At 63.2% G+C, this 20,817-nt stretch carries 15 protein-coding genes; 6 read left to right on the top strand and 9 right to left on the bottom strand.

What is annotated here, in order from left to right; genetic code table 11:
* Window positions 1–200 precede the first annotated feature (200 nt).
* The 5 genes from K3174_RS11285 to K3174_RS11305 form a co-directional block, all read right to left on the bottom strand.
* Window positions 201–2,189, bottom strand: coding sequence for a hypothetical protein (locus tag K3174_RS11285; RefSeq protein WP_221558373.1), 1,989 nt, complete (start codon window positions 2,187–2,189; stop codon window positions 201–203).
* Window positions 2,190–2,427: 238 nt separating this feature from the next.
* On the bottom strand, window positions 2,428–3,174 hold the full coding sequence (locus tag K3174_RS11290) for an anti-sigma factor (protein ID WP_221558374.1): 747 nt from the start codon (window positions 3,172–3,174) through the stop codon (window positions 2,428–2,430).
* Complete coding sequence (locus tag K3174_RS11295; protein ID WP_221558375.1) at window positions 3,167–3,718, bottom strand: sigma-70 family RNA polymerase sigma factor; 552 nt, start codon at window positions 3,716–3,718, stop codon at window positions 3,167–3,169. Before K3174_RS11295 ends, K3174_RS11290 begins: the two co-directional genes overlap by 8 nt.
* A gap of 81 nt (window positions 3,719–3,799) precedes the next feature.
* The gene (locus K3174_RS11300; protein ID WP_221558376.1) at window positions 3,800–4,822 is read right to left on the bottom strand and encodes a phytase; all 1,023 of its coding nucleotides are present in this window, start codon (window positions 4,820–4,822) and stop codon (window positions 3,800–3,802) included.
* Window positions 4,822–7,698, bottom strand: coding sequence for a TonB-dependent receptor (locus tag K3174_RS11305; protein WP_221558377.1), 2,877 nt, complete (start codon window positions 7,696–7,698; stop codon window positions 4,822–4,824). The genes K3174_RS11300 and K3174_RS11305 overlap by 1 nt, the downstream gene beginning before the upstream one ends.
* 269 nt (window positions 7,699–7,967) lie before the next feature.
* Between K3174_RS11305 and K3174_RS11310 the strand changes: the two genes are divergently transcribed.
* A complete protein-coding gene (locus K3174_RS11310; protein WP_221558378.1) occupies window positions 7,968–9,779 on the top strand; it encodes a DEAD/DEAH box helicase in 1,812 nt (603 codons plus the stop codon).
* 51 nt (window positions 9,780–9,830) lie between these two features.
* Here the strand turns inward: K3174_RS11310 and K3174_RS11315 are convergent, their stop codons facing one another.
* The 4 genes from K3174_RS11315 to uvrC form a co-directional block, all read right to left on the bottom strand.
* Window positions 9,831–10,328 (bottom strand): hypothetical protein, encoded by a 498-nt coding sequence (locus K3174_RS11315; RefSeq protein WP_221558379.1) that lies wholly within the window; start codon window positions 10,326–10,328, stop codon window positions 9,831–9,833.
* Between the two features lie 64 nt (window positions 10,329–10,392).
* A complete protein-coding gene (locus tag K3174_RS11320; protein WP_221558380.1) occupies window positions 10,393–11,142 on the bottom strand; it encodes a BglII/BstYI family type II restriction endonuclease in 750 nt (249 codons plus the stop codon).
* Entirely contained in the window at window positions 11,139–11,810 is a 672-nt protein-coding gene (locus tag K3174_RS11325) for an MT-A70 family methyltransferase (RefSeq protein WP_247712092.1), read from the bottom strand. Before K3174_RS11325 ends, K3174_RS11320 begins: the two co-directional genes overlap by 4 nt.
* Window positions 11,811–11,863: 53 nt before the next feature.
* A complete protein-coding gene (uvrC, locus tag K3174_RS11330; RefSeq protein ID WP_221558381.1) occupies window positions 11,864–13,957 on the bottom strand; it encodes an excinuclease ABC subunit UvrC in 2,094 nt (697 codons plus the stop codon).
* A gap of 64 nt (window positions 13,958–14,021) precedes the next feature.
* On the opposite strand from uvrC, the gene K3174_RS11335 reads away from it, so the two are divergent.
* The 5 genes from K3174_RS11335 (at window position 14,022) to K3174_RS11355 (ending at window position 20,815) form a co-directional block, all read left to right on the top strand.
* A complete protein-coding gene (locus tag K3174_RS11335) occupies window positions 14,022–15,302 on the top strand; it encodes an APC family permease (protein WP_221558382.1) in 1,281 nt (426 codons plus the stop codon).
* Between the two features lie 257 nt (window positions 15,303–15,559).
* The gene (locus K3174_RS11340; protein ID WP_247712093.1) at window positions 15,560–17,008 is read left to right on the top strand and encodes a peroxidase family protein; all 1,449 of its coding nucleotides are present in this window, start codon (window positions 15,560–15,562) and stop codon (window positions 17,006–17,008) included.
* 148 nt (window positions 17,009–17,156) lie between these two features.
* Window positions 17,157–18,278: a BaiN/RdsA family NAD(P)/FAD-dependent oxidoreductase gene (locus tag K3174_RS11345; protein ID WP_247712115.1), complete on the top strand. Its 1,122-nt coding sequence runs from the start codon at window positions 17,157–17,159 to the stop codon at window positions 18,276–18,278.
* 153 nt (window positions 18,279–18,431) lie between these two features.
* Complete coding sequence (locus K3174_RS11350; RefSeq protein ID WP_247712094.1) at window positions 18,432–20,039, top strand: WS/DGAT/MGAT family O-acyltransferase; 1,608 nt, start codon at window positions 18,432–18,434, stop codon at window positions 20,037–20,039.
* Window positions 20,036–20,815: an esterase/lipase family protein gene (locus tag K3174_RS11355; protein WP_221558383.1), complete on the top strand. Its 780-nt coding sequence runs from the start codon at window positions 20,036–20,038 to the stop codon at window positions 20,813–20,815. The genes K3174_RS11350 and K3174_RS11355 overlap by 4 nt, the downstream gene beginning before the upstream one ends.
* The last annotated feature ends 2 nt before the right edge of the window (window positions 20,816–20,817 follow it).

Consider the following 20,817-nt stretch of genomic DNA (forward strand, 5'->3'; position numbering starts at 1 on the left):
AACATGCGGGGTCGCCTGTAGGAAAATTGCCCGGCCGTCAGCGGGGCAGGAAATAGCCTTCCTTGCCCTGCCGGGCGGCGCCGGTGGCGACCTGCATTTCGAGCACTTCGACCACCAGCGCCGGGCAGCGCAAAAAAAGGACGGGATGCTGCGCACCCCGCCCTTCCTTCCTGGTCCTACAGGAATGTGTTGTGCCGGACTTACCAAGAAGCCTGGAATCCCGCGCGTGCTCCGACTTCGCCGGAGTCGAAGCCAACGCCGAGCCCCCCCGTAAATACGGTGCTTTCGCTGACCCGCAGGCCGAACGACGCCGAGCCTGCGACGCGTTCGTTATAATAGCCGAAGCCGCCGGCGACGCCGAAGGTCTTGCCCGGCATAATGATCGGCGATTCCATGGCCAGCGCCAATGCCACGCCTTCATTTGCCCGACGCGCCTGGACACTATTCTCGGCCGCCAGGTCGAACAGCAAGCCGGTCTGCCCCTGCAGGTCCATGATGGCTGCCGAGTTGGCGGCGATGGCCATGCTGTTGGCCTGCACGTCGGTGAAGCTGGCAAGGTTGCTGAGCCCCGCCGACGAACTGACGCCAAGCGTGCCGTTGGCATCGGCGGTAACGACCGCGATAGGGCCGGTCTGCGATCCCGAACTCGCATCGAGCGAGGCAATCACGACCTGACCATCATTGGTCGCGCTGGCCCCGTTGCCGATAGCCACAGAATCGACGCCCGTTGCGCTGGCCAGATTGCCGATGGCAATCGAGCCGTCGCCACTTGCCGCAGCAGCCTCGCCAACCGCGACCGAGCGGACGCCGGAAGCGTTCGCCAGATGGCCGAGAGCCGTGGCGCGTTCGGCGCCTGCCGAAGACTGCCAGCCGAAGGCCGTGGCGCCCGGTCCGGTCGCAACGCTTTCGCCGCCAACCGCAGTAGTCGAATTGCCCATCGCCATGGCAGTATCGCCGATGGCCAGGGCATCGACCCCATTGGCAATCGCTTCATTGCCGATAGCCGTGCTGAAATCGGTCTGCGCATCGGCGTTCTCGCCGATTGCAATCGACCGCACGCCCTGCGCCGTTGCCAGATGACCGAGCGCGGTGGCCCGCTCCACGGCCGATGATTGCCAGCCGAAAGTGGTGGCACCGGGACCGGTGGCGATGCTTTCACCCCCAACGGCAGTGGTCGAGTTGCCCGTTGCGATGGCCGTGTCGCCGATAGCCAGCGCGTCAACGCCGTTGGCGATCGACTCGTTACCGATCGCCGTGCTGAAGTCGGTCTGCGCATCGGCGTTCTCACCGATTGCAATCGACCGCACGCCCTGCGCCGTGGCCAGGTGCCCGAGCGCAGTGGCACGCTCGACCGCGCTCGACTGCCACCCAAAAGTGGTGGCGCCCGGTCCTGTGGCGATGCTTTCGCCACCAACCGCTGTGGTCGAATTACCCATCGCCATGGCCGTGTCGCCAACCGCCAGCGCATCGATTCCGTTTGCGATCGATTCATTGCCGATTGCGGTCGAGTTGTCGGTTTGCGCATCGGCATTTTCGCCAATCGCTACAGAGCGTATCCCCTGCGCAGTGGCAAGGTGACCCAGAGCGGTGGCGCGCTCTGCTGCCGATGACTGCCAGCCAAAGGCCGTAGCGCCAGGTCCGGTCGCGACGCTTTCGCCGCCAACCGCCGTGGTCGAATTGCCCATGGCCATCGCGCTGTCGCCAACCGCCAGGGCATCGATCCCGTTGGCAATCGATTCATTGCCGATCGCCGTGCTGAAATCGGTCTGCGCATCGGCGTTCTCTCCGACAGCGGTAGAACGAATTCCCTGAGCGGTAGCGAGATGTCCAAGCGCCGTTGCACGCTCGGCCGTGGCCATGGCCCGCCAGCCAAACGCGCTGGCGCCAGGCCCCGTGGCGAGGCTTTCCCCGCCGACCGCGGTGGTCGATGGGCCTGTGGCTGTTGCAGGCGCGGCACCGGCGTCGTCGCTGCCGATGGCCACCGCATCGGTGCCATCTGCGACCGCGCCCGTTCCGACGGCAACACCGCCATTGCCCGTAGTGACGGCATCTGCGCCGCATTCGGTGGAGTTCGTATTTGCGCTATTGCATTCGGGTGTCGCATCGGCCTGAGCAGGCGCGGCGAAGGCGAGGCTTGCGGTACCGGCCAGAAGCGCTGCCGCAAGGCGGTTTTCGAATGTCTTGATCATGATGCTTTCTCTTTCCGTTACTGGACCAGAAAGCCGATCGACGCGGGCCATCCCTTCCCACAGCTAGCGGTTGTTCCACCTTGCTCTGCACGAAGACCTACGGGTCTCGGCTGCCATCTCGATCGAGATGACGCCAGCAGCTACCCGCCGCGATGCGGATCGGATGCACTCGCAGGCCAAAAAAGCTGAAATACTCGTCAGGCGGCTGATTTCGCTACGCTAATTCTTGCAAATCTCCTCAGACTTCCGCGAGCGCACCCGCCAGCAGGATGGGCATGGTGGGCGTTTCATGCCGCTCGCCCGTATCGTCTTCGAAGGTGACGGCCAGCGTCGCACCGGCAACCAGCAATGCGCTTTCTTCGGTCGACAGATCGCGCGAGAAATCGCCTTCTTCCGGAATGGCACCGAGCGATATCGGTGCACCGCCGGCGGGAATGACCCACAGTTCGGGGGTCTTGCCGGTGTCTGCCTGCAGGCCGGAGATGGCGAGCCTCAACTCTCCACTATCCGGATCGATACGGCTGGCGAGGCTGCGATTGGTTTCGTCGTCGCCGAGCTGGGCCACCAACTGATCGCCAGGTGTGGAGGCGATTTGCGGCGGAGCGACCGGCGATGTCGCGGGTGTGGACAGGAACAACACCAGAGCAGCGGCCGCTGCGCCGAGACCGACGATGGCGGTGACAATGCTCCATCCCGCCGGTCCGCGCCGTCCTGTCATGGGCAGTTCGACATTATCCGCGCCGTCGAGCGCGTCGACCCGGGCCTCCACACCCTGCCACACCGTATCGGAGGGGACGCCGCTGCCAGCCGCTTCCCCCATTGCCCCAAGCCGGGTCTCCCACCACTCGACCGCTTCGGCAAAGGCCGCATCGACAAGTTGCGAGCGACGCGCGGCGGCAAGATCGCTGCCTTCCAGCACACCGAGCGCCAGCTCGCCCGCTGTCAGGAACGGGTCTTCGGCCTGGGGGATACCGTCGTCAGCCACCGAGACATCCCTTCAGCCCGGCAAGGCCGCGCCTCACCCAGCTTTTCATCGTGCCGAGCGGGACGTCGACCTTTTTCGCCAGTTCGGAATAGGAGTAGCCTTCGAAGAAGGCGAGCCGGATCGAACGGCGCTGATCGCCAGAGAGTTCCTGCAGGCAGCGGGCCAGCGCCTGGCTTTCCTCCATGGCGCACAGCCATTCGTCGGCTGGCAGAGCGTCGCTATCCTCGACTTCGGGCAGCGTGTCCGCAGGTGGTTCGACCTTTCGGCCATCGCGACGCAGTTCGTTGAGCGCCGTGTTGCGCGCAATCGTGCAGAGCCAGGTGATCGGGCTGCCCTTACTGCCATCGAACCGACCGGCGCGCCGCCAGACCTTGACATAGACATCCTGAAGAATGTCCTCGGCCCGTTCGCGCTCGGGCACGATCCTGATGATGGTCCCGAACAGCTTGGCCGATGTCAGCCGATAGACCGTTTTCAGCGCCGCGCGATCGCCGCCGGCGACCCCGGCAATTGCCCCCGACAATGCCTCGCGTCCTTCGGACATCCAGACCGTCCCCCCGCGACGATGTTCCGTCACCCGAACGGCGATGTCAAGGCGATGAATCGCTTGTCGAAATTCCCGGCCTTACTCCCCCGTCAGCGCCGCCTCGATCGCCCCCAGCGGGACCAGCTTGAAGTTCTGCGCCTTGCCGTCGTTCATGCCATCCTGCGCGATGAACAATCCTCCCGGGAAGGCCGGGCCGAAATCTCCGCGCATCACTTCGATGCCGTCGGTTTCCTCCGTGCTGCCGAACTCGCCCTTGGCGATGCGGAAGCGGCCTGCAGGCGTCACGTCCGGCAGGGCATAGCGCATATAGGTGTTGTCGCCCTGGCTCGAGGCATAGAGCCACCCGCCATCCGTTCCTTCCGGAACGAGCGCCAGCCCTTCGAGATCGGCAACCAGCTTGCGGCCATCGACTGCGGCGACGATCTCTCCCGTAGTCGCGCCCGGTTCGAAGCGCCAGATGCCGGCCGCTTCCTCGCCGATATACAGCGTGCCGTTGCGGTGATCGACCGCGCAGCCTTCGGGCTGGGAGGGAACCTGCATGGTGCGCAGTTCGCGCGCCGAGGGGTTATCGCCGAGGGCAATCTCCCACTCGGCGATCCGCCCGCTCTTGGCCGCGGTATAGACGATCAGCGTATCGCCGCGGCGGGTGCCGCAAATGCCATACCCTTCGCCCGGTCCGGTGGCGACGCGGCCAAGCTCGGTCAGCGTCCCCGAAACGGTATCGAGCCGGTAGAGCACGACTTTCGAATTGACGAGATCGCTGCGATCGCTGGCGAAGACGATCACCCCGGCATCGCCCATGTCGACGAGATCGACATTATTGAGCGCGGGATGTTCGCTGAAGCTCTTCACCTTGCCGTCGAGGCCGTAGACATAGAGCCCCGCCTTCTTGTCGGTCGCGACGATCAGGCTGTGCGCCGGCGAGGCAGCATTGCGCCAGATCGCCGGATCGTCGGCGGCATCTTCATTGGCGGTCACCACCGGCACGGTTTCCGCCACGGCGAAGACTGGCACGGCCGGATCGCCGGGCATGGGCACGGTCGCGCAGGCGGCGGCGATGCCGAGGCTGGCGACGGCGAAAATCTGGAACCCGCCGCGCATCAGAACGTCAACCTCACGCCGCCCTTCATGGTCCAGTTATATTCCTCGTACTGGTAGAGGTTCCGGCGCGCGCCAAGCGTGTTGTAGGCGAAATACTTCGCATTGTTGATGTTCACCCATTCGTAGAACAGTTGGACATTCTGTGTAACACGGAACTTGGCCGACAGGTCGAGCTGGAAGTGATCGTCGACATAGCGGTCGAGATCGGGTTCATCGGCCAGCTCGTCAAGATAGCTGTCGCGATAGGTCCCGGCCAGGCGAATGTCGATCGGCCCCTTGTCATAGCCCAGCGCGAAGTTGAAGGTATGCTTCGAAGTCGCCGGCAGCGGAATGTCGCGCGGATCGGTGACATCGCCATCGGTGAACACCGTTCCGGTCGCATCGGTGTAGGTATAGTTGGCGGTGGTGATGAAACCGTCGAACGGCGCCGGAAGCTCGGTCCATGCCTTGGAAAAACTCAGCTCGACACCGAACACATCGGCACTGTCACCATTGATCGGGATCGTCGCTTCGTCGAAGGCGATGCCGTTGAAAGTGCCGTCTTCCTGCACCGTATCGACAATGTAGTCCTTGATATCCTTGTAGAATATCCCGGCCGAGATGGCGCCGTTCGAGGCGAAGTAATATTCCGCCGTCGCGTCGAAGTTCCACGCCTTGTAGGGCAGCAGCGCCGGGTTGCCGAATTCGCCTTCACGCTCGCCGTCATCGGCTTCCTCCACAGTGAAACGCGGGGCCAGCGAAGACAGCTTCGGACGCACCAGACTGCGATAGCCCGCCAGGCGGAAGATCAGGCCCGGCTGCGGCTCGAAGCGGACATTGAGGCTCGGCAGCCAGTCGTCATAGCTGCGGTCGAAGTTCACCGGCGTGACGATGACTGTGTCGTCGTCCGCAGTGTCGCCGCCCGGCAGCGTGCCGCCCTCTTCCACCAGCAGGACATTGTTGCCGACCAGTGTGTTGTCGGTGCTTTCGAAGCGGACGCCGCCGATCACCCGCAACGTATCGCTGTCCCACCGGCCAAGCAGATAGCCGGCGATAACGTCTTCCTCGACCGAGTAGTCCTCGACCGCGGAGTCGAAGTCGCTGTCGGCCTGCTGGAATTCGAACTGGTCGAAATTGGCGAGGAAGAAGTCGGTCGCTTCGGTAAAGCCCGCAACGGGAGAGATGTCGGTCAGGCGATAGGTCTGACCGGCCCCGAGGGCATCGGCCAGGGTGAAGCCGTCGAATTCATAGAAGCCGACATTGAAATTGTAGGTCTTCTCGCGCCAGCGGCCCTTGAAGCCGGCCTGGACGGTGAATTCGCCACTATCCATCGCGAAGCGGCGGCCGAGGTCGAACTTGGCGGAGTACTCCTCGTCCTGCGCGTCCGATAGCTGGGTGAATTCGACATCGTTGAGTTCGTAGGTCGACGGGTCGAAGAACGAGCCATTGATTGCATCGCTGACCACCGAGTAGCTCGGTCGACGCGGATCCGCATAATCGAAGCCAAGGACAAGACCGCTCGGGATATCGTTGCCCATACCATCGTCGGCCTCTTCGGGCCCGAAATCACGGTCGAACGAAGTCGGGTCGAGGCTGCCATCCTCCCGCTCGGAGGACTTGGCCCAGCTTACGGCATAGTCGGCGAACCAATCGCCCCAGTCGCTTTCGCCCCCCGCGGTGATCGAGCGGATCTTCTGGCTTTCGAAGCGGTCCTTGATATCGCGTTCGACGGTGAATTCCTGATCGGCGTCGCTGAACTGGGCGGTTGTGCCGGAGACGGAAGACGGGCCATCATCCTCGAAATCGCCGAGATCAAAGATCGTCCGGCGGCGGAATTCCTGGTCGTCGAACTGGCTGTAGAGGCCCTTGATGTAGAGCTTGGTGGAATCGCCGGCGCGGAAATCGAAGCCCAGCGTCGCGCTGATGCGTTCGCGCTCGACGTCGTAGTCGCGATATTCGACATCGACCGGGAAGATTGCGCCACCCGCATCGGTCCAGCCATCGGCTTCGATATTGTCGGTTTCAAACGTGCGGCGATAGTAGGAGATGCCGCCCGACACGCCGACATTGTCGCCCAGGCGCGTGGCGAAGTCGATGCTGCCCTTGGGGCTGACCTCGTCGGCATAGTCGTTATAGCTGCCTTCGAGCTTGACCACGAGCAGGCCCGACTTGCGATCGAACGCACTGGTGGTCTCGATCTCGACCGAAGCGCCGATGGTGTCGCCGTCCATGTCCGGCGTGAGCGACTTCTTCACCTCGATCGATTCGATGATGTCGCTGGAAATCACGTCGAGCGCGACCGAGCGGACATCGCTTTCCGGGGCCGGCAGGCGGACCCCGTTGAGCGAGGTAGAGACGAGTTCCGGGTCGAGCCCGCGAACCGACACGAAGCGGCCTTCGCCCTGGTCGTTGAGAATGTTGACGCCGGGCAGGCGGCGCAGGCTTTCGGCCACGTTCTGATCGGGGAACTGGCCGATCGCATCGCGCGTCAGCACATCGGAAACGCCATCGGCTTCCCGCTTGCGCGACAGTGCGCTGGCGAGGTTGGCGGCCTGACCGATGACGAGAATCTCGTTATCGCCGAAACCGGCTAGCGTCACATCCGCGCGAACCGTTCCCGTGGCCGGCACGGTAACCGACTGGGTTACCGTTTCCGCACCGACATAGCTGATTTCAAGCGTGTAATCGCCCGCAGGAACATCGGCGAACAGGAAGGAACCGTCGCGTTCCGTGGCCACCACGCGGTCCAGTTCCACGATGCGGACCTGCGCGCTGCGCAAGGCGATCGTATCGCTCGCATCCGATACCGTACCGGCGACTTCGCCGGCCTGTGCGATGGCGGGAAGCGAAAGTGCCGCGATGGCGGCACCGGCGAACAGCATAGTCCTAGTTTTCATGATTGCCCTCCGAATTCCTTGGGGGCGGGTTAGGCAGGATGTTTGACCGGGTGATTGCCGTAGGATGGCAGTTCGAGGACAAAATTATGGTTTGCGACACCGATATGTCACAATGATATGAGCCGCCCGAAGCCCTTCATCTCGCGGTTGCAAAATAATGCGGGCCAAATGCGGTATTTACGTGTAGGGCGCTGCCGATTGCGGGCCGTGCCCGCTCCGCGAAGAGCCGGCACCCCCCGCCAAGGTCCGCGCACGAAAGAAAGAATCAAATGTCGTTTTCCCACCTCCCGCCGGTGATCGGCGAGGCATTGGCCGCTCGCGGCTACGAAGCGCTCACTCCCGTCCAGCAGGCCGTGACCGAGCCAAAGGCCCAGGGCCGCGACCTGATCGTCTCGGCCCAGACCGGCAGTGGCAAGACCGTCGCCTTCGGCCTCGCGCTGGCCGACCAGTTGCTCGGCGAACTCGGCGGTTCGCCGCTCAGCGAGAGCCCGCTCGTCCTGGCCATCGCACCGACGCGCGAACTGGCGCTGCAGGTCAGCCGCGAGCTGAGCTGGCTCTATGCCGGGGCCGGCCTGCGCATCGCCACTTGCGTCGGCGGGATGGATGCCAGCAAGGAACGCCGCAATCTGCGCGGCGGCCCGGCTATCGTCGTCGGCACGCCGGGGCGGCTGCGCGACCATATCGAGCGCGGCGCGCTGGACCTGTCGGGCCTCGTCGGCGTGGTGCTCGACGAGGCGGACGAGATGCTCGACATGGGCTTTCGCGAAGATCTCGAGGAAATCCTCGACGCGACGCCCGAGACGCGCCGCACCCTGCTGTTTTCGGCCACCATGCCGCGCCCGATCGAGCGGCTGGCCGAGCGTTATCAGCGCAATGCCTTGCGCCTGTCGCTGGTCGGCGAGACGCGTGGGCACGGCGACATCGCCTATCAGGCGATCAGTGTCGGCCCGTCCGAAATCGAGAATGCGGTGGTCAATCTGTTGCGCTTCCACGAGGCGGAAACGGCGATCTGTTTCTGCGCCACCCGCGAAAGCGTGCGGCGGCTGCACACGACCTTGCAGAACCGCGGCTTCGGCGTGGTCGCGCTGTCGGGCGAGCATTCGCAAAGCGAGCGCAACCAGGCGCTGCAGGCCCTTCGCGACAGGCGTGCGCGGGTCTGCGTAGCTACCGATGTGGCCGCGCGCGGTATCGACCTGCCGACGCTGAGCCTGGTGATCCATGTCGAAATTCCGCGCGACGCGGAAACCCTGCAGCACCGTTCGGGCCGCACGGGTCGCGCGGGCAAGAAGGGCATCGCGGCCATCGTGGTGCCCCATAATCGCCGCCGCCGGGTCGAAGGCATGCTGCGCGGCGCCAGGATCGAGGCCGAATGGATCGATGCCCCCTCGCCCGAAGCGATCCGCCAGAAGGACCGCACCCGCCTGATCGAACGGCTGACCGCCCCGCGCGAGATCGAGGAATACGATCGCGAACTGGCCGGAGAACTCATGGCGCGCATGACGCCCGAGGATATCGCCGCCGCGCTGGTCCAGGCGCACCGGGCGGAAATGCCCGAGCCCGAAGAACTGCTCGCCAACACGCCCGAAGCGCGCGAGAAGGCCAAGGCCGAACGCCACCGCCCCGGCTTCGAGGATGTGGTGTGGTTCCGCATGGATATCGGCCGTCGCCACAATGCCGAACCGCGCTGGATCCTGCCGCTGATCTGCCGCCGCGGACATATCACCCGCAACGAGATCGGCGCGATCCGCATCGGCCAGCACGAAAGCTGGTTCCAGGTGCCGCGCGCAGTGGCGGGCAAATTCGCCGATGCCATCCAGCGCACCGCCTCACCCGAAGACGAGCAGGACGCGATCGCCATCGTCGAAGCGCCCGATGGGCCGCGGGTCGAAGCACGTCAGAACCGCAAACATGGCGGCGGCGGCAAGGTCCACGCCCGCCCGCTGGGCAAGAAACCGGGCGGCGGCTTCAAGGGCAAGCCCAGTGGCGGAAAGCCGGGTGGAAAGCCGGGCGCGAAACCCGGCGGCAAGCCGTTCGGCAAAGGCAAGCCCTTCAAGGCCAAGGGCAAACCCGCGCGGCCCTGAACCGGCGGCGCGGTTGACACGAACCGCCCGCATTAGAACCGTGACCTTCGCTCACACCGCGTCCCCCGCATCGCCCCGGCCGGTGCGGGCGAGAAGCGCGAAAAGCGCGGAATTGTCGGCTTTCCGGCGCACCCCGGCATAGCGCCCCGCACGCAGGCGCACCTGCCACAGCCCGGTTTCGACCCGCCATGTGAGCTGTTCGACCGTGACCTTCCGCGAGGGTTTCATCGCCTCGCACGCGGCCTCCAGCGCCGCGAGCAGCCGCGCTTTGCCCGCGTGGCTTGCCATGCACGCCAGAGCCACGTCCCAAGCCGCCGCAAACCCTTGCGCCCCGGGCTTCGTACGCAGGCGATAAGCGGTCTCGCGCGCCATGGAGACATTGCGCGCCGCCTCCGCCACCGAGCGCGTGGCGGCAAGATGCCCGATGAACTCCGCCTGCCTGAGCGGCGTCCACCCATCGGTACGGACGCGCAACGGGACGGCGTGGAACGGCGGAATGGTGATGCGCGTGTCGAGCGTCTGCGGAGCGGACGGGAAATAGTGCTTCATCTGACAGGGTAAGGCACAGATAGGGGCGTGTAGGAAAGAGTGTCCCTGTTAGGGCGTGTAAACTTCAGTCAGTCACGCATTGCGGTGTAATCCCAATCGCAAGCACTGGACATCCGCCATTTCGTCCAGCGTCCAGCCGATAGAGCAGTTTACCCATCCAAGTCGTAGAAGCACCGAACTTACGGTAAACCTCTTCGCTACCTTCAGCACCATCCTTGGTTAATACCTTCCCGAGGCTACGAAAATATGCCGTGTCTAAAGAAGACCCACGCGTCAAAATGATCCCGACATCGATAGCACCCGCTTCGTAAAAGGCCGAAAAGGCATAGAGATCACGATCATAGGTCTGATCTTTTGAATTCCATTCAAGATCGAGAGCCACTCTTCCGTTGAGGAAATCAATCCGATGGCCATCGAGAAACCCTTCACGTAGATATGAGCTGATTATCTCGCTTTTCTTCTTGGCATGCAGCAAGCGCACATGAAGGTCAGCAGATATCCGGGCCTCATTCCAGCCAACATCCTCCTTAAAGAGAGTATCAACATACTTGGCAATCGGTCCTTTGCTTCCTCCCGGTTGCCGTATCATGGTCGATGATATGGCAAACGCTTCTAAAGCTTTTACTATTTGAGAAAATTGGTCAGGAAAGCTCGCTTGCAGAATGGTTGCAGCATTTCGATAGCTAAATATCTCAAACTTATCTCGAATAGATTCATCGAATACCTGCCCAATAAGAACTGAACTATCGGCCCCGCGCCCGGTAGATACGTCAGTTTCATTATCAGCTAACGTCTCATCAGATCCGAAGTTCATTCCGCCGCCACTGCCATCGAGTTGAAGCTATATGTAGACCATGTTGGCCTATATTCCTTATTCGCCTGATTGCCCCAGACCGTCCAGCCTTCACGCTCACCTCTGCTGAAAAGTTCTATGCGCGGCCCCCAACTACATTCTTGAATTATATCGTATTGTTCGTCCGGTTTGCGGCTGTGTTCCCGTTTCCGTGATTGGATCATATTTACTTGGCTACGTCCCGGTGCCAATGTCCGCGCATTCTTGCCGCGAACGCCAAACAGCAAGAGTTCGGTTACGTTTCGGAAATAAAATCCGACACCGCGTCCGTCAGAACCTCCGTCCTTTCGAATTTTGTGCCAAACGATGTTGGACACATAGCGGAAGCCCCATGCCTCCATCACTCTCAACCCATCGGGGAGCAAGGCATTGGGGACCCAAAGGTAAAGATGCGAAGGATCGGCAGCTATGTCCGCCACAGGTAGATCACAAATCTCATCCAACTTCATCGTTCCATAACGCGCAAGACGCTTATGCTCAGGCGCAACCTTTCCCGTTCGGTTCTGGAACTGCCAAGGCGGGTCGGCGAGAACTGTCCCAAACTTCTGGTTACTTGCGACCTGCAATAGGTCTTTGGCGGCATCCGAGTCAGTTTGGAACATATCAAGACCATGATTATTGGCCTTCAAGGTGTCAACTCCCCGTTGAAACTGATCCGCTACAATTTTGGTTCGTTTGAACCTCACCCGCCCGCGTGGTAGAAATCGTAGATCTGCTGCGCCACGCCTTCGCTGATGCCGGGGGCGCGTTGGAGGTCTTCCAGCGCCGCCGCCCTTACCTTCCCCGCCGTGCCGAAATGGAGCAGCAGCGCGCGTTTGCGGGCGGGGCCGATGCCCGGGATTTCGTCGAGGGGTGAGGCAGTAATCGCTCGGCTGCGTTTCTGGCGGTGCGCGCCGATGGCGTAGCGGTGGACTTCGTCGCGCAGGGTCTGGAGGTAGAACAGCAGCGGCGAATTGACGGGCAGGGTCTTCTCGCGCCCGTCGGGGAAATGGAAGACTTCGCGCCCCTCGCGCCCGTGATGCGGGCCCTTGGCGATGGCGATCAGCGGGACGTCCTCGATCCCCATTTCCTCCAGCGTATCGCGCACGGACGACATCTGACCCTTGCCGCCATCGATCAAGACGAGGTCCGGCCAAGTGGTTTCGTGGCCGATTTTCGACGCTCGCAGAGGCGCAGAGGCGCGGAGGGGTTGTTCCGGCGGCGAAGCCATTTGTGCATTTTCGACCTCCCCGCTCGTCGAGCTGTCGAAAGTCCGAGTGCCTGAGGCGCCATCCTTGCCACTCTGCGCCTCTGCGCCTCTGTGAGCGAAATCCTCCGCCGCCAGAGCCCGGAACCGGCGCCCCATCACTTCGCGCATCATGCCGAAATCGTCGTTGGTCTGCGCGCTCTTGATGTTGAACTTGCGGTACTGGCCCTTGTCGAAACCCTCGGGGCTGGCGACCACCATTGCGCCGACTGCCTTCGCGCCCTGGATATGGCTGTTGTCGTAGATCTCGATCCGCTGCGGCACGTCGTCGAGCTCGAGGAATTCGGCGAGATCGCGCAGGATCCTGGCCTTGGTGCCGCTTTCGGCCAGCCGCCGGTCGAGCGCTTCCACCGCATTGCGCTGTGCCTGTTCCATCAGCTTGCGCCGCGTGCCGCGCTGGGGGATCGAGATGGCGACCGCATGCCCCGCTTTCTCTGCCAGGGCTTCCGCCACCAGTTCCTGTTCGAGCAGTTCGCGGTCGGTCAGGATGGTCCTGGGTGGCGGGACCTCCTCGTAGAATTGCAGCAGCACGTCGGACAGTACCTCTCCCAAATCGAGATCGCCCGTATTGCGCGGGTAGAAGGTGCGGTGGCCCCAGTTCTGCCCGCCGCGGATGAAGAAGGCCTGCACCCCGACCTGCCCGCCCTTGGCGGCGAGCGCGAAGACATCGGCGTCACCCACACCCTGTGCATTGATGGCCTGCGAGCCCTGGATGAAGGTCGCCGCGCGCAGCCGGTCGCGCAGGATGGCGGCGGTTTCGAAATCGAGATCTTCGGCGGCCTTCGCCATCTGTTTCTCGATCTGCGCCTGCACGGCGGAGGATTTGCCGCCGAGGAAATCCTTCGCCTCGCGCACGAGGCTGGCATAGCCCGCCTCGTCGATCCGCCCGACACACGGTGCCGAGCAGCGCTTGATCTGGTAGAGCAGGCAGGGCCGGTCGCGATTGTTGAAGAAACTGTCGGTGCAGCTCCTCAGCAGGAACAGTTTCTGCAGCGCGTTCAGCGTCTTGTTCACGCTGCCCGCGCTGGCGAAGGGGCCGTAATAATTGCCTTTGGCCCGCCGCGCGCCGCGATGCTTCTGGATGCGCGGAAACGCATGATCGGCGCGCAGCAGGATGAAGGGGAAGCTCTTGTCGTCGCGCAAGTGGACATTGAACGGCGGCCGGTACCGCTTGACCAGTTGCGCTTCGAGCAACAACGCCTCCGCCTCGGAGTTCGTCGTGACGATCTCCATCGCGCGGGTCTGGCTGATCATCCGCAGAGTACGGTTGGTGAGACCCTTGACCTGCGTGTAATTCGCCACCCGCGCCTTGAGGCTGCGCGCCTTGCCGACATACAGCACATCGCCGCGCGTATCGAGCATGCGATAGACACCGGGCTTGGGCTTCAGCGTCTTCACCGTGTCGCGGATCGCGGCGATCCCGGCCTCAAGATCGGGCTGCGCGCTGGCGACCGTGTAGGTGGCGCGTTCCTCGTTGAAACGCTCCTTGCCTCTCGGATCGTTGGGAGAACCGGCTTTCGTACGCGACATGCCCGGGGAGATAGGGCGACGCGACCGCTTGTGCAAAGACGCTTTTCCGGTCATCCCCTGCGCAATGGACGGGACATTCAAGGCACCGCCGCGCACGGTCGGCTTTCTCGGCAGCGCTCTGTTTCCCGTGAACGGGATGGTCGGGGCGGGCATCTTCGCCCTGCCCGCGGTGCTGGCGGCGGCAGTGGGCAGCTTCGCACCGTGGATGTTGCTGATCGGCGGGCTGCTGTTCATGCCGCTGGCGCTGGTCTATGCGTGGCTGGCCGCACGCTTCGAGCATAGCGGCGGGCCGGTGCTCTATGGCGAAGCGGCGTTCGGGCGGTTCGTCGGCTTTCAGGCCGGCTGGGGCCGCTATGCCAGCAATATCGTGACCGCGGCGGCAAACACGCATGTGATGGTGACCTATCTTGCCGCATTGTTCCCATGGCTGGAGCAGGTTCAGGGCCTGGCGGTCGCGGTCCTGCTGGCGCTGTTCGTCGCCATCAACCTTGCCGGGATGCGCAGCGCCGTGGGCACGCTAGGCGTGATGACCGCGATCAAGATCGGGCCGCTGCTATTGCTGGTGATCGCTGCGCTGTTTGCCGGCGATCCCGCGATCAGTTTCGCCCTGCCGCAGTTCGGCCAGGTGGAAAGCGTGATCCTGCTCACCTTCTACGCCTTTATGGGCTTCGAAAACCTTACCGAAACCGCGGGCGAGGTAAAGGATGCGAAGCGCAACATCCCGCGCGCGCTGGTCAGCATGGTGGCAGCGGTTTCGGTGCTCTACGTGCTGGTGATCTGGGCCTATCTGGCCATCGCGCCGAGCGCGGCGGACGACAACGCGCTGGCCGGAGCGGCGCGCGCAGTCATGGGCGATTGGGGGGCGGTGATGATCGTCATCGCCGCCGCATTCAGCATCGGGGCCAACAATCTCGGCAGCGGCACCTCGCTACCGCGCCTGACCTACGGCATGGCAGAGCGCGGAATGCTGCCGCGCTGGTTCATGATGGTGGACGAGCGCCGCGGCACGCCGCGCAATTCGATCCTGTTCTACGGCGTTTTTGCGATCCTGTTCGGCCTGTGGGAAGGTTTCGAGGTACTGGCCGTAGCGGGGACGATGGTTCGGCTGGTGACCTACCTGATCTGCTGCGCCGCCCTGCCGGTGCTCGAACGGCGCGAAGGCGCGCTGAACCCGCTGCACCTCGCCGCCAGTCTATTCGCCATCGTCGTTTCGATATGGGTGGCGACGCATGCGGATATGCGGGCATTGGCGATCTTCGCCGCCATCGTTGCGGGCGGCACGCTGCTCTATTTCGTGGCGGCGCGTGAAACTGCGGCTGTGCCGCGCGCGCCTGATCCGAGATAAATACCGGCTCGGCGCAGTAATTTCCGATCACCCTGATCGAATTAGGCTGGCGTTAACCATATAACTCGTGGAATTCGCTGACAAGTCATAGTTGGGCTTTCTTCGGCGGCAGACTTGCCGGACGCAATTTTACAATCTGACCTGTCGAAACGGGTCCATTCCAGCGCAATCGATTCGCCAAATAAACGAACGAATACCGTCGATTCCGGCGGCAAAGGGTCGCGTCTCGCAGGTATTTACACAAGAGGACCCTAACAATGGCCGAACACGAACATCATGGCATGAAGCCGCTCGAAGGACTCAATCCGTTCTGCAGTATGCGCCTCTACGGTCGGGAGGAATCCATCCTCCGGGAAGACCGCTTCGGGCGCATGTTCCCCCATCTGAAGCCCGCCTACACCCGTCCCGATGTTCTGAAGACCATAGGCGAGGTAAATGGCAAAATGGACGGAAAGTCCACCAACGACCGAACCGATACCGTACCGGTGGGCATGATCTTCTTCGGCCAGTTCGTCGATCACGACATCACCCTCGACGCATCGACCACATTCGACAGCGTGATCGACAATCCGGGCGAGATCGCCAACGTCCGCACGCCGACGCTCGATCTCGACTGCATTTACGGGCTTGGGCCTGAAGCGCAGCCCTATCTCTACGCGCAAGGAGGCCCCTTCGGCGGAGTCAAGCTGCTGACCGGCACGGACAATCCCGGTCAGCCGGGACTCAACGATCACGACCTGCTGCGCAGTCCCAATGGCAGAGCCGTGATCGGCGATCCGCGCAATGACGAGAACCGGGTCATCAGCCAGATCCAGCTCGCGATCATCCGCTTCCATAATCATGTCGCGGACACGATCCACGCAGAATCCGGCCTCGAAGGGCACGCTCTTTACGAGGAGGCGCGTCGGCAGACGACCTGGCACTACCAATGGGCCTTGGTGAACGACTTCCTTACCGCAATCTGCGGCGCGCCGGTGGTCGAACGTATCCTCGGCTGTGGCCGGCAACATTATTGCGGCCACGTGCCGTTCATCCCGGTCGAGTTTTCGGTAGCGGCCTACCGTTTCGGTCACTCGATGATCCCGATGAAGGTCCAGGTGCGTCAGGGCGAGCCGCCGCTCGAATTGTTCGGCACCACGCTCGGCCTGGGCTTCGATGCCGTGACCGATGCTAAGGCTCTGGTCGACTGGCACGAACTGCTCTTCACCGACGAAAACCGCCAGATCGAACGGGCGCAGAAGCTCGATACCAAGCTGGCTGGCGATCTGCTCAGTCTGCCATTCGTCACCGGAACACCGGCGGAAAAGTCGCTCGCCACGCGCAATCTGTTACGCGGCAACACCTTTCTTCTTCCCGGGGGCGAGAAGGTGGCCGAAGCGATCGGCTGCGACCCGAAGCAAATCGAGAAGGTGATCAAGAAAATTGCCAAGGTAAACGGCGATCTTGGGGCGGAAGGTATCCCGCTGTGGCTCTATCTGCTCGCCGAGGCCGAGGTGATCGGCCGTGCCGAACCGAACGGCAGCGACAAGGAAGGCGAAGGTCTCGGTCCGGTGGGCGCGACGATCGTCGCCGAAGTGATCATCGGCTTGCTGGAACTCGACGACCATTCCTACCTCGGCGCGAACCGCAACTGGTCGCCGCGCGAAGAATGGAACACTCTCGGCAAGCTCGTCACCGTGGCGCAGCCCGCGCTGCCGCCCGTATGAGGTTCGTCCGCGGAGCGGGATTGGCACAAATCCGCCATTCCCGCTCCGCTTCTCCCGCAACCGATTGGCAAGCTGCGCAGACAGTCTTATCGCGCCGCTGGTGACGCGCTACGACACGATAATCCTCGGCGCCGGAGCTGCCGGCCTGATGTGCGCCGCGCGGGCCGGGCAGCGCGCACTGCGCGTGCTTGTGCTCGAACGGGCCGAGGCTCCGGGCAAGAAGATCCTGATTTCGGGCGGCGGGCGCTGCAATTTTACCAATATCGGCGCGGGTCCGGGCAACTACCTTTCGGCCAACCCGCATTTCGCCAAGAGCGCGCTTGCCCGATACACGCCGCGCGATTTCCTCGAGCTGGTCGAAAGGTATGGCATCGCGTGGCACGAGAAGACGCTCGGCCAGCTATTCTGCGACGGATCGGCAAAGCAGATCGTGGCGATGCTGCTGGAAGAATGCGCCGGGGGCGAGGTCGAGCTTCGTTGCGGCGAGGAAATCGCCTCGGTCGAGCATGACGACGGGTTCACCGTCACCACGCAGAACGGCGCTTTCACCGCACCGAAACTCGTCATTGCGACCGGCGGGCCTTCGATCCCCAAGATGGGCGCCACGGCTTTCGCCTACGACCTTGGCCGCCAGTTCGGGCTCAAAGTGGTCGAGCCGCGTCCTGCGCTCGTTCCGCTGACGCTTGGCGGAGAGGAAGTGCTGTTCCGCGATATTTCCGGTGTTTCGGCGCCCGTCGTCGCCACCGCGAACGGCGCCGGCTTCGCCGAAGCCGCGCTGTTCACCCATCGCGGCCTGTCTGGCCCCGCGATCCTTCAGGCGAGTTCCTACTGGCGGTCGGGCGAGCCGCTATTTGTGGATTTCGTGCCCGAACGCGGACCGGAATGGCTGCTCGACGCCAAGCACAATCATCCGCGCACAGGTGTCAGGACACTGCTTCGCGAGGCACTTCCGGCACGCCTTGCAGACATTCTTGCCGACAGACTCGGCCTCGACGGCGATCTTGGCAATCTACCCGACAAGGCCCTGCGCAGCGCCTGCGAACGGCTCAGGCGATGGGAATTCCGCCCTAACGGCACCGAAGGATTTGCCAAGGCGGAAGTCACCGCGGGCGGCATTTCCACGGCGGAACTTTCTTCCAAGACTATGGAAGCAAAGAAGATTCCCGGCCTTTTCGCCATTGGCGAGGCGGTCGACGTGACCGGCTGGCTGGGCGGCTACAACTTCCAGTGGGCGTGGGCGAGCGGGGTCGCCGCCGGAGAGGCGCTGTGAACGCTATCCGCCAGGGAAGGCATTGACGGGAGCGGCAAGTTGACGCGGAACCGTCACATGGTAGCTTCTGCCTCCGCACTCGCAAAAAAGCGGGGCGAGCAGGGGATGGTATCGCGCGTTCGGGCAGAGCGGCGGTAGCGCGGAAAGGAACACATGCAGCAATTGCAGGGCATGGATGCGAGCTTCGTCGCGCTGGAGACACGCAACTCGCCGATGCATATCGGGTCGATCCTGATCTACAACCCCGCCACCGCCCCCGGCGGCTTCGTGCGGTTCAAGGATATCCTCGCCTTCTTCGAGAGCCGCCTGCAACTGTCCAAGACCATGCGCCAGCGCATGGTGCGCGTGCCTTTCGACCTCGACTATCCCTATTGGATCGAAGATCCGGATTTCGACCTCGAATATCACCTCCGCCATGTAGCCCTGCCCGCACCGGGCGACTGGCGTCAGCTATGCATCCAGGCAGCCCGCATTTTCGCCCGCCCGCTGGATCTCGACCGCCCGCCATGGGAATTCACCGTTGTCGAGGGCCTCGACAATGTAGAAGGCGTTCCGAAAGGCAGCTATGCCTATATCACCAAAGTTCATCACGCCGCGATCGACGGGATGAGCGGGATAGACCTGATGGAGGCGACGCATACGCTGTCGCCGGACGAGCCGCCCCCTCCCGGGCCCGACACGTGGAAACCGGAAAAAGTCCCCAATCCGGTCGAACTGCTGGGCAAAAGCTATTTCAATGCGATCACCAATCCGCTCAAGCAAATCGAGGTTGCCGCCAAGGCCGCCCCCGGCCTGGCCAAGGCGCTGAAGGGGCTGGTCGCCAAGGAATTCGACGTCTCGAGCGAGATGATCGCGCCCAAGACCCGGTTCGGAAAGAAGATCAGCCCGCATCGCGTGGTCGAGGGCGTGAGCGTCCCGCTGGCGGATATCAAGGCGGTCCGCACCGCCGTGGACGGTGCGAAGATCAACGACGTGTTCCTGGCCATCATCGGCGGGGCCATGCGGCGCTATCTCGACCATCACGGCGAACTGCCGGCGAAGACCCTCACCGCCATGGCACCCATATCGGTGCGCTCGACCGACGAGAAGAATGCGATGGGCAATCAGGTCGCGGCGATGATCGCGCCGCTGGGCACGCAGATTGCAGACCCCATCGACCGGCTGGCCTGGGTCAATAACCGCACGACGAATTCCAAGGCGATGACCGATGCCATGGGTGCGCGCAACATGACCGAACTGAGCAAGGTCAGCCCGGCTTTGTGGATGAGCCTTGGCGCGCAGCTATATACCCGCCTCAGCCTCGCCAATCGCGGGGTCGGCCCGATCTTCACCACTGTCGTTACCAATGTCCCCGGCCCGCCCGTGCCGATCTATTCGGCCGGTGCACGGCTGGAGAGCATGATGGGGCTGATCTGCCTGACCGACGGCATGGGCCTGGCCCATGTGGTGCAGAGCTATACGCAGGAAGCCACCATCGCGTTCACGGCCGATCGCGAGATGATGGACGATCCCGAATTCTACGCGCAGTGCATCCGCGACAGCTTTGCCGAAATGCGCAATGCGGCGGCTGCGAGAACATCGGCACCGGCGAAGAAGGCCGCCCCCGCGAAGACCAGGAAAACGGCGAAAAGACCCGCCGCCGGTAAGCGGGCAGTGCCCAGGAAAAAGCCAGCCGAGCCGGTGAAAGGAGGCACCAAAAGCCCCGCCCGGCGTTCGAAACCGAAGCCTGCCCAACCACTGAAAGGTTCGACCAGCGCATGAATGCCACGACCACCGAAGCCCGCCCGCCCAGCCGCCTGCTGACGCTGGCCGAACCGGGACGCGCCATGGGTGAGCTTGCCAGCTTCTATGCGCTACGCCCGCTGCTTTCCATGCTGCCGCGCGGTGACGGGCACGGCGTGCTGGTCCTGCCGGGCTTCATGGCGTCGGACTATTCGACCGCTCCGCTGCGCTCGCTGTTATCGGATCTCGGCTACGATGCCGTGGGTTGGAACCTCGGTCGCAATGTACGTGTCGACAATGCCCGGATCGATGCGATGGTGGCGTGTGTCGAAGGGCTGCACGCACGCACCGGCGGCAAGATTTCCATCGTCGGGTGGAGCCTGGGCGGCGTGTTCGCCCGCGAACTGGCCAAGATGGCGCCCGAAAAGGTGCGCGACGTGATCACCCTGGGCTCGCCGATCAGCGACGATCGCAATCACACCAACGCCACGCTGCTGTTCGAATATCTCAACGGCAAAGAGCCGGAGCCGATGCAGGGCGGCAATTTTCGCGCGCTTGCGGAGGCCCCGCCGGTGCCGACCACGTCGATCCTCACCCGGACCGATGGGATCGTCCATTGGCGCGGATCGGTGCAAAGCGGCGACCACGATAAATGCGAGAACATCGAGGTCCATGCCAGCCATTGCGGCCTGGGCGTCAACCCGGCGGCGGTTTATGCCGTTGCCGACCGGTTGGCACAGGCCGAAGACGCGTGGAAGCCGTTCCGCCCGACCGGGCTTGCCAGCCTGTTCTTCCCGCGCCGTACCCTTGCTTGAGC

Origin of the sequence: Qipengyuania qiaonensis (assembly GCF_019711515.1) — a bacterium.
Taxonomy (GTDB): domain Bacteria; phylum Pseudomonadota; class Alphaproteobacteria; order Sphingomonadales; family Sphingomonadaceae; genus Qipengyuania; species Qipengyuania qiaonensis.